The sequence below is a fragment of the Stenotrophomonas maltophilia group sp. msm1 genome, from assembly GCF_032025805.1.
Lineage (GTDB): Bacteria > Pseudomonadota > Gammaproteobacteria > Xanthomonadales > Xanthomonadaceae > Stenotrophomonas > Stenotrophomonas hibiscicola.
The window spans coordinates 940,073-954,996 of record NZ_JAVSKH010000001.1; the positions used below are offsets into that span (position 1 = coordinate 940,073).

13 protein-coding genes are annotated in these 14,924 nt (G+C 66.9%); 10 read left to right on the forward strand and 3 right to left on the reverse strand.

The window, feature by feature from the left end; all coding sequences use genetic code 11:
• Nucleotides 1-7: 7 nt before the first annotated feature.
• Nucleotides 8-1,171 (reverse strand): isovaleryl-CoA dehydrogenase, encoded by a 1,164-nt coding sequence (locus ROV95_RS04115; RefSeq protein ID WP_251102087.1) that lies wholly within the window; start codon nucleotides 1,169-1,171, stop codon nucleotides 8-10.
• Nucleotides 1,172-1,332: 161 nt separating this feature from the next.
• Here ROV95_RS04115 and ROV95_RS04120 point away from each other — a divergent pair, with 161 nt between their 5' ends.
• From ROV95_RS04120 to ROV95_RS04130, 3 genes are all read left to right on the forward strand, one after another.
• Entirely contained in the window at nucleotides 1,333-1,950 is a 618-nt protein-coding gene (locus tag ROV95_RS04120; RefSeq protein ID WP_021203751.1) for a TetR/AcrR family transcriptional regulator, read from the forward strand.
• Nucleotides 1,951-2,168: 218 nt separating this feature from the next.
• The gene (locus ROV95_RS04125; RefSeq protein WP_005407662.1) at nucleotides 2,169-2,687 is read left to right on the forward strand and encodes a c-type cytochrome; all 519 of its coding nucleotides are present in this window, start codon (nucleotides 2,169-2,171) and stop codon (nucleotides 2,685-2,687) included.
• 210 nt (nucleotides 2,688-2,897) lie between these two features.
• Nucleotides 2,898-4,343, forward strand: coding sequence for an ExeM/NucH family extracellular endonuclease (locus ROV95_RS04130; protein ID WP_312543174.1), 1,446 nt, complete (start codon nucleotides 2,898-2,900; stop codon nucleotides 4,341-4,343).
• Between the two features lie 300 nt (nucleotides 4,344-4,643).
• Here the strand turns inward: ROV95_RS04130 and ROV95_RS04135 are convergent, their stop codons facing one another.
• On the reverse strand, nucleotides 4,644-5,501 hold the full coding sequence (locus tag ROV95_RS04135) for an EamA/RhaT family transporter (RefSeq protein ID WP_155028805.1): 858 nt from the start codon (nucleotides 5,499-5,501) through the stop codon (nucleotides 4,644-4,646).
• Between the two features lie 43 nt (nucleotides 5,502-5,544).
• On the opposite strand from ROV95_RS04135, the gene ROV95_RS04140 reads away from it, so the two are divergent.
• From ROV95_RS04140 to ROV95_RS04155, 4 genes are all read left to right on the forward strand, one after another.
• Entirely contained in the window at nucleotides 5,545-6,216 is a 672-nt protein-coding gene (locus tag ROV95_RS04140; RefSeq protein WP_019661868.1) for a CocE/NonD family hydrolase, read from the forward strand.
• A complete protein-coding gene (zapE, locus tag ROV95_RS04145; protein WP_312543177.1) occupies nucleotides 6,213-7,313 on the forward strand; it encodes a cell division protein ZapE in 1,101 nt (366 codons plus the stop codon). Before ROV95_RS04140 ends, zapE begins: the two co-directional genes overlap by 4 nt.
• 635 nt (nucleotides 7,314-7,948) lie before the next feature.
• Complete coding sequence (locus ROV95_RS04150; protein WP_019661866.1) at nucleotides 7,949-10,351, forward strand: ribonucleoside-diphosphate reductase subunit alpha; 2,403 nt, start codon at nucleotides 7,949-7,951, stop codon at nucleotides 10,349-10,351.
• Nucleotides 10,352-10,498: 147 nt separating this feature from the next.
• Entirely contained in the window at nucleotides 10,499-11,518 is a 1,020-nt protein-coding gene (locus tag ROV95_RS04155; protein WP_019661865.1) for a ribonucleotide-diphosphate reductase subunit beta, read from the forward strand.
• Between the two features lie 134 nt (nucleotides 11,519-11,652).
• Here ROV95_RS04155 and ROV95_RS04160 read toward each other — a convergent pair whose 3' ends face one another.
• The gene (locus ROV95_RS04160) at nucleotides 11,653-12,288 is read right to left on the reverse strand and encodes a LysE family translocator (protein WP_155028807.1); all 636 of its coding nucleotides are present in this window, start codon (nucleotides 12,286-12,288) and stop codon (nucleotides 11,653-11,655) included.
• A 152-nt stretch (nucleotides 12,289-12,440) separates the two neighbouring features.
• Here ROV95_RS04160 and ROV95_RS04165 point away from each other — a divergent pair, with 152 nt between their 5' ends.
• The 3 genes from ROV95_RS04165 (at nucleotide 12,441) to ROV95_RS04175 (ending at nucleotide 14,923) form a co-directional block, all read left to right on the forward strand.
• A complete protein-coding gene (locus ROV95_RS04165) occupies nucleotides 12,441-12,842 on the forward strand; it encodes an acyl-CoA thioesterase (protein ID WP_100474952.1) in 402 nt (133 codons plus the stop codon).
• A gap of 43 nt (nucleotides 12,843-12,885) precedes the next feature.
• Entirely contained in the window at nucleotides 12,886-13,701 is an 816-nt protein-coding gene (locus tag ROV95_RS04170) for an NAD-dependent protein deacetylase (RefSeq protein ID WP_111097701.1), read from the forward strand.
• Between the two features lie 121 nt (nucleotides 13,702-13,822).
• Nucleotides 13,823-14,923, forward strand: a complete 1,101-nt coding sequence (locus ROV95_RS04175; RefSeq protein ID WP_111097700.1) for an NADH:flavin oxidoreductase/NADH oxidase — start codon at nucleotides 13,823-13,825, stop codon at nucleotides 14,921-14,923.
• Nucleotide 14,924: the final 1 nt, after the last annotated feature.

Sequence of the window (14,924 nt, forward strand, 5' to 3'; positions counted from 1 at the left end):
GTTGGCCTTACAGGGTGCGCTGGAACAGTTCGCGGCCGATCAGCATGCGGCGGATCTCCGAAGTGCCGGCGCCGATTTCATACAGCTTGGCGTCGCGCCACAAGCGGCCGGTCGGGTATTCGTTGATGTAGCCGTTGCCGCCGAGGATCTGGATCGCCTGGCCGGTCAGCCAGGTGGCCTTCTCGGCGGCGTACAGGATGGCACCGGCGGCGTCCTGGCGGGTGGTGCGGCCCTGGTCGCAGGCGCGCGCCACGGCATAGACATACGCACGGCAGGCACCCAGGCCCACGTACATGTCGGCGATCTTGGCCTGGATCAGCTGGAAGCTGCCGATCGGCTCGCCGAACTGGTGGCGCTCGTGCACGTACGGCATCACCACGTCCATGGCCGCGGCCATCAGGCCCAGCGGGCCACCGGACAGCACCACGCGCTCGTAGTCCAGGCCGGACATCAGGACGCGCACGCCACCGCCAACCTGGCCCAGCACGTTCTCTTCGGGAATCTCGCAGTCCTGGAACACCAGCTCGCAGGTGGGCGAAGAACGCATGCCCAGCTTGTCCAGCTTCTGCGCGGTGGAAAAGCCCTTCATGCCCTTCTCGACCAGGAACGCGGTGATGCCCTTGGCGCCGGCCTCCATGTCGGTCTTGGCATAGACCACCAGCACGTCAGCATCCGGGCCGTTGGTGATCCACATCTTGTTGCCGTTGAGCACGTAGCGGTCGCCGCGCTTGTCGGCGCGCAGCTTCATCGATACCACGTCCGAACCGGCCCCCGGCTCGCTCATCGCCAGCGCACCGACCAGGCTGCCATCGCACAGGCCGGGCAGGAAGCGCTGCTTCTGTTCCTCGTTGCCGTTCTTGCGCAGCTGGTTCACGCACAGGTTGGAGTGCGCGCCATAGGACAGGCCGATGCCGCCGGAGGCACGCGAGATTTCTTCCATCGCCACCACGTGGGCCAGGTAACCCATACCGGTGCCGCCGTATGCTTCTTCCACGGTGAGGCCGAGCAGGCCCTGTTCGCCCAGCTTCGGCCACAGGGCCAGCGGGAACTGGTTGCTGGCATCGGCCTCGGCGGCCAGCGGTGCGACCTCGGCGGCGGCAAAATGGGCCACGCTCTGGCGCAGCAGGTCGATCTCTTCGCCAAGGTCGAAGTTCAGGGATGGCACGTGCATTGTGGTGGCTCCACGACGGGATGGCAGGAAATGGACGCACCCGGCGGGGGAGCGGGCGGCGGTCTGCAGGACCGCTGCCCGCACGGGCGATTGGACCCCAGCGTAGCGGGGTTCGGAGAAGAAGTGAATACAAATTCAAAAATTGAAACCAGAATCAAAACATGGCCTACAAACGCTCTGCACTGATGGAAGAACGCCTGGCCGGGGCCCGTGAACGGATCCTGCTGGCCACCCGTGAACTGGTCGCCACTGGCGGCTGGCGCAATGCCCCGGTGACCGCCGTGGCGACCCTGGCGGGGGTGTCCACCGGCCTGATCTACCGGCACTTCCCGTCCAAGGCCGAGTTGTTCGTGGAGGTGCTCAACGCCGCGGTGGCCCACGAGGTGGCGATCATGGAGCGCATCGCCAGTGGCCCGGAGGCGGCCAGCGAGCGCCTGCGGCTGGCGATCACCGCCTTCGTACGCCGTGCCCTGGCTGGGCCGGGGCTGGCGCACGCCTTCATCGTCGAACCGGTCGACCCGGACGTGGAAGCCGAGCGCATGCGCGGTCGTCGCGCCTTCGGCGACGTGTTCCTGCGGCTGGTGGAGGAGGGCGTGGCGGCCGGTGAGCTGCCTGCGCAGGACGCGCATGTGGCCGCTGCGTGCCTGGTCGGCGCCTTCACCGAGGCGATGGTCGGCCCGACCGCGCCAAGCCGCGAAGCACACCGCGACGAAGATGCACTGGTGAACGCAATCTGCAGCTTCTGCCTGCGCGCGATCGGTGCCCCGGCAATTCGGTAGCGCCGGGCCATGCCCGGCGGCTGTTGCCATCCTCGACCGTTGTTGCCGCGCTTCGCGCTCGCCGGGCACGGCCCGGCGCTACCCGCATGCGGCCACGGCCGCATGCTGCGCCGCACCAGCATGACGCCTGTTGTCGCACGCATAGCGCGTTCTATACTCGGCCCATGACGCAGTCGCTCAGCCGTGGTCCAACGACTATCAGCCAGGGGTAACGAAGAGTGCGGAATTACGATCTGGAGTTCCTGAAACGCTTCTCCATGGTGATCGCGCTGCTGGCGACCATCACCCTCGGCCTCATCCTCCTTGCCGCCTACATCCACACCCGGATTCCACCCGAAGTATCGCCGACCGCGGCCAAGCGCACCGAACAGCGCATTTCGCCCACCGGCGCGGTCTATGCCGGCAGCACCGGCGCCGCCGCGCAGGCTGCGGCCAAGGCCGCCGCGCTGGCCAAGGCTGCTTCGCAGGTGGCTTACGGCGGCACCAAGGATGGCAAGGTGATCTTCGACAACCTGTGCACCGCCTGCCATACCACCGGCGTGGGCATGGCACCGACGCTGGACCACTCGCATTGGGACAAGCGCATCGCGCAGGGCAAGGACACCCTCTACAAGCACGCCATCGAGGGCTATACCGGCCCGGATGGCGGCATCATGCCGCCCAAGGGTGGCAACCCGGCCCTGACGGAAGAACAGATCCACGCCACCGTGGACTGGATGCTGGGCAACCTGAAATAGCCGCCGCAACGCGCCGCTTCCTGTAGAGCCGAGCCCACGCTCGGCTGCTCTGCGCACGGTGTGGCCAGGCGCAGCCGAGCGTGGCCTCGGCTCTACCACCTACTAAGCTTTGCCCACCGAGGCCTGATTGCCCCTGTGCCCCCGCCGCGCAGGCGGATCTCCGCATTTCAGGGTTAGTCTGTGCGCCCTCTTCACTGGAATCGCCCGTCGATGCGCCGCCGTTCCCTTGCTCTTGCCCTGTCCCTGCTGCTGCCGGCCAGCGCCTTTGCCCAGGCCCAGCCGCAGGCCGCATCAGCTACGACGCCCGCTGTCGCGCGCAGCAGCGCCACCGTGGTGCTGACCGCCGCACCGGCCGACTGGCGCGCGCTGGATGGCCAGCGCGTGCGCATCGCCGCACCGCTCACCCTGGCCGGTACCGATGGCCTGGAGCGCTTCGGCCAGCTCACCGTGGCCTTCGACGGCCGCCTCTGGCAGCCGACCGAAGTGGCTGCGCCGGGCACCGCCGGCTACGAGCAGGTGATGGCCGACAACCAGCGTCGCCGGCTGGTACTGGAAGATGGCAGTGACGCCCGCGACCCCGCCAGCGTGCCCTACCTGCCGGGCAACCCGGTGCTGCGCACCGGCATGCAGCTGCGCAACGTGGAGGGCATCGTGCGCGTGGATGCGCAGGGCCATCCGCGCCTGCAGGTCGAGGGAGCGCTGAAGCTGCCGGAGCTGAAGCGCCCGGCGGTGCCGACCGTGCCGGGCAGCCTGCATGTGGCGGCCTTCAACCTGGAGAACTTCTTCAATGGTGACGGCCAGGGCGGTGGCTTCCCGACCCTGCGCGGCGCGCGCACGCTGGACGAGCACAAGGCGCAGCTCGCCAAGCTGGTCACCACGGTCAACGCCTTGGGCGCCGATGTCGCTGCGCTGATGGAACTGGAGAACGACGGCTACGGTCCGCACTCGGCCATTGCCGAACTGGTCGATGCGCTCAACCGCGACCGCGGCGCGCAGGGCGACTGGCGCTTCGTCGATGCCGGCAACGGCCCCGGCGACAATCCGATCCGGGTTGGCATCATCTACCGCAGCAGCCGCCTGCAGCCGCTGGGCAAGCCGGCCACGCTGACCGGTGGTCCGTTCGTCGAACACAGCCGCGTGCCGCTGGCGCAGGCCTTCCAGGGCAAGCAGGGCGCGCCGTTCGTGGTGGTTGCCAACCACTTCAAGTCGAAGGGCTGCCGCGACGCCGCCGGTGCCGACGCCGACCGCAACGACAACCAGGGCTGCTGGAACGCGACCCGCGTGACCTCGGCGCAGCAGCTGCATGCCTGGCTGCAGACCGACCCGACCGGTACCGGTGCCAGGGACGCGGTGCTGCTGGGCGATTTCAATGCCTACGCGATGGAAGACCCGATCCGCACCCTGCGTGACCTGGGCTGGCAGGACGCATTCAAGGTCGCCAAGGTCGAGCATCCCTACAGCTACGTCTACAACGGCTATACCGGCCGCCTCGACCATGCACTGCTGAGCCCGGGCATGGCCAAGCGCCTGCGCGGTGCCGCCGAATGGCACAGCAATGCCGACGAGCAGGACGCCAGCGGCTACCAGGGCCGCAACGTGCAGGGCCCGTGGCGCAGCTCCGACCACGACCCGCTGCTGCTGGGTTTCGACAGATAGGGTTCGCCGGGGATCTGCTCTGGTAGGGACCTTGATCGGCACGGATGCCGCCTTTGCTTTTGATCTACCAGTCCGCCTTCAAGCGAGCCGAGCATCGCAAGTGGATCAGGGGCGAAGAAGCGCCGATGTCTGAGCGCAGCGAGTTCGGCGCCGTCCCCTGGTTCACCGAGAAGCGCAGGGAACCGGTGCACAGCACCGGCTCGCGGCTGGCGGCGCGTTCTTTTGGTTACTTTTCTTTTCGCGCGAAAAGAAAAGTGACATCCCACCGCGGGCGCGGAAATGGCCCGCCGCAACCAACGCTCACCCCCAGGCGATCAGTCCGATCGCCAGCACCGCCAGTGCCAGGCCGGCGCGGTTCCACTTCGTGGTGGCCTCGCCGAAGGCGAACACACCCACCAGCGCGCCCAAGACCACTACCCCGATGTTCATGCCGGCGAACACGGTAGCCGGGCTGTCCGGCATCGCCTGGTGCGCCTGCACATAGAAAAGGATGTTGCCGCCATTGAGCAGGCCCAGCAGTGCACCCGCGCCGAGGTTGCGCCAGGCCAGCCGGCTGCAGCCACTGAAATGCCGCCACAGCTGCAACGCAAGCATCAGCACGAAGGCCACGCTGAAGCTGGCCAGCACCGCCGCCATCGACGGCGTGCCGGACAGCGCCACCTGCTTGAGCAGCACGTCCACCACCGCGAACCCGGCCCAGACGCCCAGCAGCCAGCCCCAGGCACCGGGCGAGGACGCTACGGTCGGGCCGCGCGGACGCAGGCTGATGGCCACCATCGCCAGCAGGCCCAGGGCGAGCCCAGCCAGCTTCCACGGCGTGGCGGTCTGGCCGAAGAACAGGAAGGCCGCCGCCAATGACAGCAGCAGCGACAGCCGCTGCGCCACGTCGCTGCGGACGATGCCGGCCACCGCCACCGCGCGGCCCAGCACCAGGAAGATCGACGGCAGCACCACCGCCAGCGCCAGCAATGACAGCCACGGCGCATGCGGCGCGCGCAGTGCATCCAGCGGCGGCTGCAGTACCACGGCGGTGAGCGTTGCCGCCACCAGATAGTTCCAGGTGACCATCTGCGAAACATCCAGCTGGCGGCGTCCGGCCACCTTCAACAACACCGAAACCAGCACGCTGCAGATCACGGCCAAGGACAGGTAGAGCATGGGGCGGGCACAGGTCAGGGGCGGGGGACGGTATCATGGTGCCATGCACAAGCCTTCGTTCCCCGTCGCCCCCGGCGAAACCGCCTGCCTCGAACTGGACGGCCCGGCCGGCCCGCTGGAAGTGGTCGTCGACCTGCCCAAGGCCGATGTACCGGTGCAGCCGATCGTGGCCATCGTCTGCCATCCGCTGTCCACCGAGGGTGGCACCCTGCACAACAAGGTGGTCACCATGACCGCCACCACCCTGCGCGAGCTGGGCATCGCCACGGTGCGCTTCAACTTCCGCAGCGTCGGCGCTTCGGCTGGTACCTTCGACGGCGGCGTGGGCGAGCAGGATGACCTGAAGGCGGTCGCCGCCTGGGTGCGCAGCCAGCGCCCGCACGACCGGCTGTGGCTGGCCGGTTTCAGCTTCGGTTCGTTCGTGTCGCTGAAGGCGGCTGCCGCGCTGCAGCCGGAGGCGCTGATCTCGATCGCGCCACCGGCCGGTCGCTGGGATTTCGACGGTATCGCACCGCCGGCCCGCTGGCTGGTGATCCAGGGCGAGCAGGACGAGATCGTCGACCCGCAGGCCGTCTACCAGTGGCTGGACACGCTGGACTTCCCGCATGAGCTGGTGCGCATGCCCGAGACCAGCCACTTCTTCCACCGCAAGCTGATCGACCTGCGCGGCGCGCTGACCCACGGCGTGAAGCATTGGCTGGGCGCGGCGGCATGAGTGCAACCGAGCTGACCCCGTCGCAGCGGTATGCGGAAGGGGTTGCCCGTGGCGACTGGCAGAACGACCCGGCCCAGCATGCGGCGCTGGCCGAGCTGGACCGCATCCACCTGGGCCTGCTGGACAGTGCCGAGGATGGCTGGCTGGACCGCCTGTCCTCGTTCTGGAAGAAGCCCGAGCCGGTCAAGGGCCTGTACTTCTGGGGCGGTGTCGGCCGCGGCAAGACCTTCCTGGTCGACCTGTTCTACGACGGGCTGCCGATCAAGCAGAAGTACCGCACCCACTTCCACCGCTTCATGCGCAGCGTCCACGAGCGCCTGCGCGAGCACCAGGGCCAGAGCGACCCGCTGGCGAAGATCGCCCAGGAATGGCGCAGCAACCTGCGCGTGCTGGTGCTGGACGAGTTCTTCGTCACCGACATCGGCGATGCGATGCTGCTGGCGCGGCTGCTGGAGCGCCTGTTCGCCGAGGGCGTGACCCTGGTCACCACCTCCAACACCGCAGTGGAGAACCTGTACCTCAACGGCCTGCAGCGCGAGAGCTTCCTGCCGGCCATTGCCCTGCTGCAGCGCTTCTGCGTCGAGCTGTACGCCGAAGGTACCGAGGATTACCGCATGCGCGCGCTGACCCGCTCGCCGGTATACCGCGCACCGCTGGCGGCCGACAGCGATGAGTGGCTGGCCACGCGCTGGAGCGAGCTGAGCGGCGGCCAGCCGGCCAAGTCCGGCAACATCGAGATCGAGGGCCGCAAGATTCCGGTGCGCGGCCGTGGCAAGAGCATCGCCTGGTTCGATTTCGCCGCGCTGTGCGAAGGCCCGCGCGGGCCCTCGGACTACATCGAGATCGCGCACGAGTTCAACACGGTGCTGCTGGGCGGCATTCCCGCCTTCGACCGCCTGAACGAAGATGCCGCGCGCCGCTTCGTCAACCTGATCGACGAGCTGTACGACCGCCACGTCAACCTGGTCTGCACCGCCAGCACCTCGCCGATCGAGCTGTACACCGGCCAGCGCCTGCAGGGCGCCTTCGAGCGTACCGCCTCGCGCCTGATCGAAATGCAGAGCGCCGAGTACCTGGGTACCCCACACCGGGCGTGAGGGGGCCTGAGGGCGTGCGTTGGCCGGCCGGCGGCCACGACCAGCCCGGAATTCCGGTAGTGCCGGCCGCTGGCCGGCAATGATTCGGGGGGGAGGGCGAAACGGCGTTACCTGCGGCCGCTCCTCCGGCCCGGCCGACAGATGCGGCCTCGAGTCGCTGCCCGGCGGGTGATCCCCGACGTCCACCGCATTCCCACCGGCTGCCCACCACCTATCCACAGGGTTGTCCCTAGCCAGCTTCATCACTGTCATGTGAAGCTCTCATTGTTCCGTTTCTGCGGTGCGTTGTGCCACCGCAGTGACGCCTTTCGGGCTTGACTGCGCAGCCCGTTCCGGCGGGTCTGAAGCGTCTGATCAGGGCGCCGATGGCACGATCCTTGCGGCGCAAGGGATTGCCGAATTTCACTACATTTGGCGTTGACGGACCCCATTACCCCCACTATCTTGTGGCCGTCGGTCGCAGCAACCCCAGGTCTGGGGGTGGCAGCAGCACCCATCCGCGATCGTCAACGGCAGTGGCAGGCGCAGGGTCTCATCCTCTGCGACGCCGTCCTGCCATCCTGGGCCGTCATGTCCCGGGCTGCGTCACCCCGATGCATCGAGCACCCCCAAATCACGCCAAGAGGACATACGCCGTGAGCACCGAATCCAGCGCCACCATCGAGAAGGAAAGCGAATTCCTGTTGACGTCGCCGCCGACGGCCAACGCGATGAGTGTGACCAAGCGCAACGGGACCACCGAGCTGGTGGACCTGAACAAGATCGTGCGCGCGGTGCAGCGTTCCTCCGAAGGCCTGCACGCCGTCGATCCGATGCGCGTGGCTACCCGCACCATTTCCGGCCTGTACAACGGCGCCACCACCCGCGAGCTGGACGAGCTGTCCATCCGAACCGCCGCCCTGCTGATCGGTGAAGAGCCCGAGTACGGCCGCCTCGCTGCGCGCCTGCTGGCCAACTACATTGCCAAGGAAGTCTCGGGCCAGGAAATCTACGCCTTCTCGCAGTCGGTCAGCCGTGGCCATGAAGTCGGCCTGATCAACGACCGCCTGCTGAACTTCGTGCAGACCAACGCACGCAAGCTCAACGACGCCATCGACATCTCGCTGGACCTGAACTTCGATTACTTCGGCCTGCGTACCCTGTATGACCGTTACCTGCTGCGCCACCCGCACACCCGCAAGGTGATCGAGACCCCGCAGCAGTTCTTCCTGCGCATCGCCAGTGCGCTGAGCGAGGACGTGTCCGAGACCCTGGCGCTGTACAAGCGCATGGGCAACCTGGACTACCTGCCGTCCAGCCCGACCCTGTTCAATTCCGGCACCACCCACGAACAGCTGTCCTCGTGCTTCCTGCTGGATTCGCCGCAGGACTCGCTGGAGTCGATCTACGCCAAGTACGGCGACATCGCCCAGCTGTCGAAGTTCTCCGGCGGCATCGGCGTCAGCTACACCCGCGTGCGTTCGCGTGGTTCGCTCATCAAGTCGACCAACGGCCACTCCAACGGCATCGTGCCGTGGCTGAAGACCATGGATTCGTCCGTGGCCGCGGTGAACCAGGGCGGCAAGCGCAAGGGCGCAGCCTGCGTGTACCTGGAAACCTGGCACGCCGATATCGAGGACTTCCTCGAACTGCGTGACAACACCGGTGACGAAGCCCGCCGTGCGCACAACCTGAACCTGGCCAACTGGGTACCGGACCTGTTCATGAAGCGCGTCGAGGCCGACCAGGAATGGTCGCTGTTCGATCCGCGCGTGGTGCCGGAGTTCACCGACCTGTTCGGCGAAGCCTTCGAGGCCGCCTACCTGCAGGCCGAAGCCCAAGGCAAGGCCAACCGCACCATCCCAGCGCGCAAGCTGTACGCCCGCATGATGCGTACGCTGGCCGAGACCGGCAACGGCTGGATGACCTTCAAGGACAAGTGCAACCGCGCAAGCAACCAGACCCTGCGTCCGGGCAACGTGATCCACCTGTCCAACCTGTGCACGGAAATCCTGGAAGTCACCTCCAACGATGAAACCGCAGTGTGCAACCTGGGTTCGATCAACCTGGGCAACCACTTCGACGAGCACAACGAGTTCGACTTCGAGAAGCTGGCCGAGACCGTGCGCCTGGCCGTGCGCCAGCTCGACCGCGTCATTGACCTGAACTTCTACCCGATCGAAACCGCCCGCCGCGCCAACCTGCGCTGGCGTCCGGTCGGCCTGGGCTGCATGGGCCTGCAGGATGTGTTCTTCCGCAAGCGCCTGCCGTTCGACAGCGCCGAGGCCCGCGCCCTGTCGAAGAAGATTGCCGAAGCGATCTACTTCCACGCGCTGGAAACCTCCTGCGAGCTGGCCCAGGAACGCGGCAAGCACCCGTCGTTCAACGACACCCGTGCCGCCAGTGGCGAACTGCAGTTCGATGCCTGGAACGTGGTGCCGGAAGACACTGCGCGCTGGGATGCCCTGCGTGAGCGCATCAAGGAACACGGCCTGCGCAATTCGCTGATGATCGCGATCGCGCCGACCGCGACCATCGCCTCGATCGCCGGCTGCTACGAGTGCGTAGAGCCGCAGGTGTCCAACCTGTTCAAGCGCGAGACCCTGTCCGGTGACTTCCTGCAGGTCAACCGCTATCTGGTGAACGAGCTGAAGAAGCTGGGCCTGTGGACGCCGGAAATGCGCGATGCCATCAAGCTGGCCGAAGGCTCCATCGCGGGTCTGCCACAGATCCCGGAAACGCTGCGCGAGGTCTATCGCACCGCGTGGGAACTGCCGATGCGTTCGCTGATCGACATGGCCGCCGAACGTGGCGCCTTCATCGACCAGTCGGCCTCGCTCAACCTGTTCATGGAAAGCCCGAACATCGGCGCGATGTCCTCCATGTACATGTACGCCTGGAAGCAGGGCATCAAGACCACCTACTACCTGCGTTCGCGCCCGGCCACCAAGATCGCCAAGACCACGGTGAGCAGCGCGGCCCCGGCCAAGGTGTTCAGCCCGGACGAAGCCATCGCCTGCTCGCTGGAAAACCCGGAAGCCTGCGAGGCCTGCCAGTAACACACCGCGCGGTGGGTGCCGACCGTTGGTCGGCACTCGAGCACCTCGCACCTGTAGAGCCGAGCCACGCTCGGCCGCAGCACGGAAACACCCAGGTAGCGCCGGGCCACGCCCGGCGTTTTGACCCGAGAAGACAAGGAAACACCCATGGCCGACAAGCCCAAGCAGATGCTGCTCGATCCCGGTTTTGAACTGACCCTGCGCCCGATGCGCTACCCGCAGTTCTATGACATGTACCGGAACGCGATCAAGAACACCTGGACGGTGGAAGAGATCAATTTCCAGATCGACATCACCGACCTGCACAGCAAGATGTCGCCGGGTGAGCGCCACCTGATCCACCGCCTGGTCGCGTTCTTCGCCACCGGCGACTCGATCGTGTCCAACAACCTGGTGCTGAACCTGTACCAGCACCTCAATGCGCCGGAAGCGCGCATGTACCTGTCGCGCCAGTTGTATGAAGAAGCGCTGCACGTGCAGTTCTACCTGACCCTGCTGGACAACTACCTGCCGGACCCGGAAGAGCGCGCCAAGGCGTTCTCGGCGGTGGAGAACATCGACTCGATCAAGAAGAAAGCCGATTTCTGCTTCAAGTGGATCGACTCGATCCAGGACCTGACCCGCATCGAGACCCGCGAGCAGCGCCGCCAGTTCCTGCTCAACCAGATCTGCTTTGCCGCCTGCATCGAAGGCCTGTTCTTCTTCGCTGCGTTCGCCTACGTGTACTACTTCCGGTCGCGCGGCCTACTGCCGGGTCTGGCCTCGGGCACCAACTGGGTGTTCCGCGATGAAAGCGCGCACATGGAGTTCGCGTTCGAGTCGGTGCGCGTGGTGCGCGAGGAAGAGCCGGACCTGTTCGACGAAGAGATGAAGCAGCAGGTCTACGACATGCTGGCCGAAGCCATTGAATGCGAAGTGCAGTTCGCCGAGGACGTGCTGTCCGGCGGCGTGGCCGGCATCTCCACCCGTGACATGCGCCAGTACCTGCAGCACTGTGCCGACCAGCACTTCGCCAAACTGGGCATGGAAAAGAAGTACAACGTGCGCAACCCGCTGCCGTTCATGGAACTGCAGGACGTGCAGGAACTGACCAACTTCTTCGAACGCCGCGTCTCGGCCTACCAGGTCGGCGTGCAGGGCGAAGTCGCCTTCGACATGAACTTCTGATCGAACCGGCCCGGCCTGTCGCAACGAAAAACCCCGGCCAATGCCGGGGTTTTTTGTTGCGCGCCTGCTTTTGTAGAGTCGAGCCATGCTCGACTGCTGTTCGCAAGAAAGTCGAGCATGGCTCGACTCTACAATCAGCGCCGCCCTTCCATCGCCATGCGCACCGCCAACCCGGCCAGCACCGTGCCCATCAGCCAGCGCTGCACCCTCTGCCAGGTGGGGCGCGCGGCCAGAAAGCCGGCGATGCTGCCGGCGGTCAGCGCGATCAGGCCGTTCACGCTGACGCTGACCAGGATCTGGGTGGAGCCCAGCACGATCGACTGCATCAGCACGCTGCCTTCGCTGTCCGGATGCAGGAACTGCGGCAGCAGCGACAGGTACATCACCGCGATTTTCGGGTTCAGCAGGTTGGTCAGGAAGCCCATCGTGAACAGCTTGCGCGGGCTGTCCTGCGGCAGGTCGCGCACCGCGAACGGCGAACGGCCACCCGGCTTGAGCGCCTGCCAGGCCAGGTACAGCAGGTACAGCGCGCCGCCGATGCGCAGCGCGTCATAGGCGAACGGCACGGTCATCAGCAGGGCGGTGATGCCCAATGCCGCGCACAGCATGTAGAACACGAAGCCCAGCGCCACCCCGCCCAGCGAGATCAGGCCCGCCATCGGCCCTTGGCAGATCGAGCGCGAGATGACGTAGATCATGTTCGGCCCGGGCGTGAGTACCATGGCCAGCGAAACCAGCGCAAAGGCCAGCAGGTCGGAAGTGGCGGGCATGGGCAGTCCTGGCAGCGGGCGTGGCGCAGTGTAACGCCTGCTGCAGGCGCGGCCTGCGCAGGCACCGCTGCCGGGTGACCGTTGCACGTGCATTCCGATGGCCATCACGCCGGTCGCTTAGAATCCGCAGCACCCCACACCGAAGTACCCCCATGACCCCGATCCCCGAGACCGTGCCGCCCATCGAAGTGCGCATGGCCGAAATCGTCTTTCCCAACCACACCAACCACCTGGGCACCCTGTTCGGCGGCCAGGCATTGGCGTGGATGGACAAGGCCGCCTTCCTGGCTGCTGCCCGCTACTCGCGCCGCACCGTGGTGACCGCGCGCAGCGACCAGGTCGACTTCAAACTGCCGATCCGCATCGGCCAGATGGTGGAAACCATCGGCCGCATTGTCGAAGTCGGCCGCAGCTCGATGAAGGTGGAGGTGGAACTGGTCGCCGAGGACCTGCACAGCGGCGAGCGCAAGCTGTGTACCCGCGGCCACTTCGTGATGATCGCGCTGGACGAGGAAGGCCACCCGATCGCGGTGCCGCCGCTGCCCGCCACCTGAGCCGGCGCTTGCACGGGCGCTGCGGCGCCCCCATCTGGCAGCCATGACCTCGCCGCTGACCGACTTCATCGACCGCGCCCAGCGCCTGTTCGTGCTGACCGGCGCCGGTTGCAGCACCGCATCGGGCATCCCCGATTACCGGGATGCCGACGGCCAGTGGAAGCGCACCCCGCCGGTGACCTACCAGGCCTTCATGGGCGAGACCGCTACCCGCCAGCGCTACTGGGCGCGCAGCCTGCTGGGCTGGCCGCGCTTCGGCCTGGCCCGGCCCAACGGTACCCACCAGGCCCTGGCCGCACTGGAGAGCCGTGGCAAGCTGCAGGTGCTGCTGACCCAGAACGTGGACGGCCTGCACCAGCGCGCCGGCAGCCGTAACGTGATCGACCTGCATGGCCGCCTGGACCTGGTGCGCTGCATGTGCTGCGAGCGGCGCAGCGATCGCGGGGAGTTCCAGCAGCGCCTGCTGGACGCCAACCCCGGCTGGGACACGCTGGAGGCCGGCATCGCCCCGGACGGCGACGCCGACCTGGAGACCGATTTCTCCAGCTTCGTGGTACCCGGGTGCCCGCACTGCGGCGGGGTGTTGAAGCCGGACGTGGTGTTTTTCGGCGAGAACGTGCCGCGCGAGCGGGTGGAGGCGGTGCACGAGCACCTGCAGCAGGCCGACGCCGTGCTGGTGGTGGGCTCGTCGCTGATGGTCTATTCCGGCTTCCGCTTCGTGCAGGCGGCGGCCAAAGCAGGACTGCCGGTGGCGGCACTGAACCGTGGCCGCACCCGTGCCGACGACCTGCTGCAGTTCAAGGATGAACGCGATTGTGCTGAGGCGCTGGCGTCGGTTATCGAACCATCGGCTGGGTAGAGTCGACTGTCAGTCGACTCTACAGGCCACCCGCCGCCGCGAAACAGCGATCCATCCAGATGGTTGATCCGGGAGCCGCGCAGCGGTGCAATATGCCCCCCTACGTCGTCCCATCACTGTCTTGAGCCAGCTGTTTTCGCCGATCTCGTTCGGCCCCCTGACCCTGTCCAACCGCATCGTCATCGCGCCGATGTGCCAGTACTCCGCCGAAGATGGCCGCGCCAGCGACTGGCACGCCATGCACCTGGGCAACCTGGCGCAATCCGGCGCCGGCCTGCTGATCCTGGAAGCCACCGCAGTCGAGCCGCGTGGCCGCATCAGCTGGGCCGACCTGGGCCTTTGGGATGACGGCACCGAGGCCGCGTTGGCACAGGTATTGGCCAGCGTCCGCCGCTGGTCGCCGATGCCGCTGGGCATCCAGCTTGGCCATGCCGGTCGCAAGGCGTCGGTGAACCGCCCTTGGGACGGCGGTGGTCAACTGCCAGCCGACGACACGCGTGGCTGGATCACCGTGGCGCCGTCGCCGCTGCCGTTCCATGCTGCCGATCCGGCGCCGCAGGAACTGGACGAGGCCGGCATCGCCGAGCTCGTTGCTGCCTTCGCCGCCAGTGCGGTGCGCGCCGAGCGCCTGGGCTTCGAGCTGATCGAGCTGCATGCCGCGCACGGCTACCTGCTGCACCAGTTCCTGTCGCCGCTGAGCAACCGCCGCACCGATGGCTACGGTGGCTCATTGCCGAACCGCCTGCGCCTGCTCGTGGAAGTATTCGACGCCGTGCGTGCGGCGGTATCGGACAAGGTCGCCGTGGGCGTGCGCATCTCCGCCAGCGACTGGGTCGATGGCGGCTGGGATCTGGTGCAGAGCGAAGCGCTGGCCCAGGTGCTGGACGCGCGCGGCTGCAACTTCCTGCACGTTTCCAGCGGTGGCCTGGACGAGCGCCAGAAGATCACCGTCGGCCCGGGCTACCAGGTGCCGTTCGCAGCAGCGATCAAGGCCAAGGTGCGCATGCCGGTGATCGCGGTGGGCATGATCACCGAACCGGAGCAGGCCGAATCGATCCTGCGCCATCGCCACGCCGATGCGGTAGCGCTGGCACGCGGCATCCTCTACGACCCGCGCTGGCCGTGGCACGCTGCTGCCGCATTGCGCGACAGCGTGGAGCCGGCGCCGCAGTACCTGCGCTGCGAGCCGCGCGAGGCGCGTGGCGTGTTCAAGACGCGCTGAG

What these genes read in the sequence shown, in the direction of transcription:
- ROV95_RS04115 (WP_251102087.1), bottom strand. Translation starts at nt 1,171, where the DNA reads ATGCACGTGCCATCCCTGAACTTCGACCTTGGCGAAGAGATCGACCTG.
- ROV95_RS04120 (WP_021203751.1), top strand. Translation starts at nt 1,333, where the DNA reads ATGGCCTACAAACGCTCTGCACTGATGGAAGAACGCCTGGCCGGGGCC.
- ROV95_RS04130 (WP_312543174.1), top strand. Translation starts at nt 2,898, where the DNA reads ATGCGCCGCCGTTCCCTTGCTCTTGCCCTGTCCCTGCTGCTGCCGGCC.
- ROV95_RS04135 (WP_155028805.1), bottom strand. Translation starts at nt 5,501, where the DNA reads ATGCTCTACCTGTCCTTGGCCGTGATCTGCAGCGTGCTGGTTTCGGTG.
- ROV95_RS04140 (WP_019661868.1), top strand. Translation starts at nt 5,545, where the DNA reads ATGCACAAGCCTTCGTTCCCCGTCGCCCCCGGCGAAACCGCCTGCCTC.
- zapE (WP_312543177.1), top strand. Translation starts at nt 6,213, where the DNA reads ATGAGTGCAACCGAGCTGACCCCGTCGCAGCGGTATGCGGAAGGGGTT.
- ROV95_RS04155 (WP_019661865.1), top strand. Translation starts at nt 10,499, where the DNA reads ATGGCCGACAAGCCCAAGCAGATGCTGCTCGATCCCGGTTTTGAACTG.
- ROV95_RS04160 (WP_155028807.1), bottom strand. Translation starts at nt 12,288, where the DNA reads ATGCCCGCCACTTCCGACCTGCTGGCCTTTGCGCTGGTTTCGCTGGCC.
- ROV95_RS04165 (WP_100474952.1), top strand. Translation starts at nt 12,441, where the DNA reads ATGACCCCGATCCCCGAGACCGTGCCGCCCATCGAAGTGCGCATGGCC.
- ROV95_RS04170 (WP_111097701.1), top strand. Translation starts at nt 12,886, where the DNA reads ATGACCTCGCCGCTGACCGACTTCATCGACCGCGCCCAGCGCCTGTTC.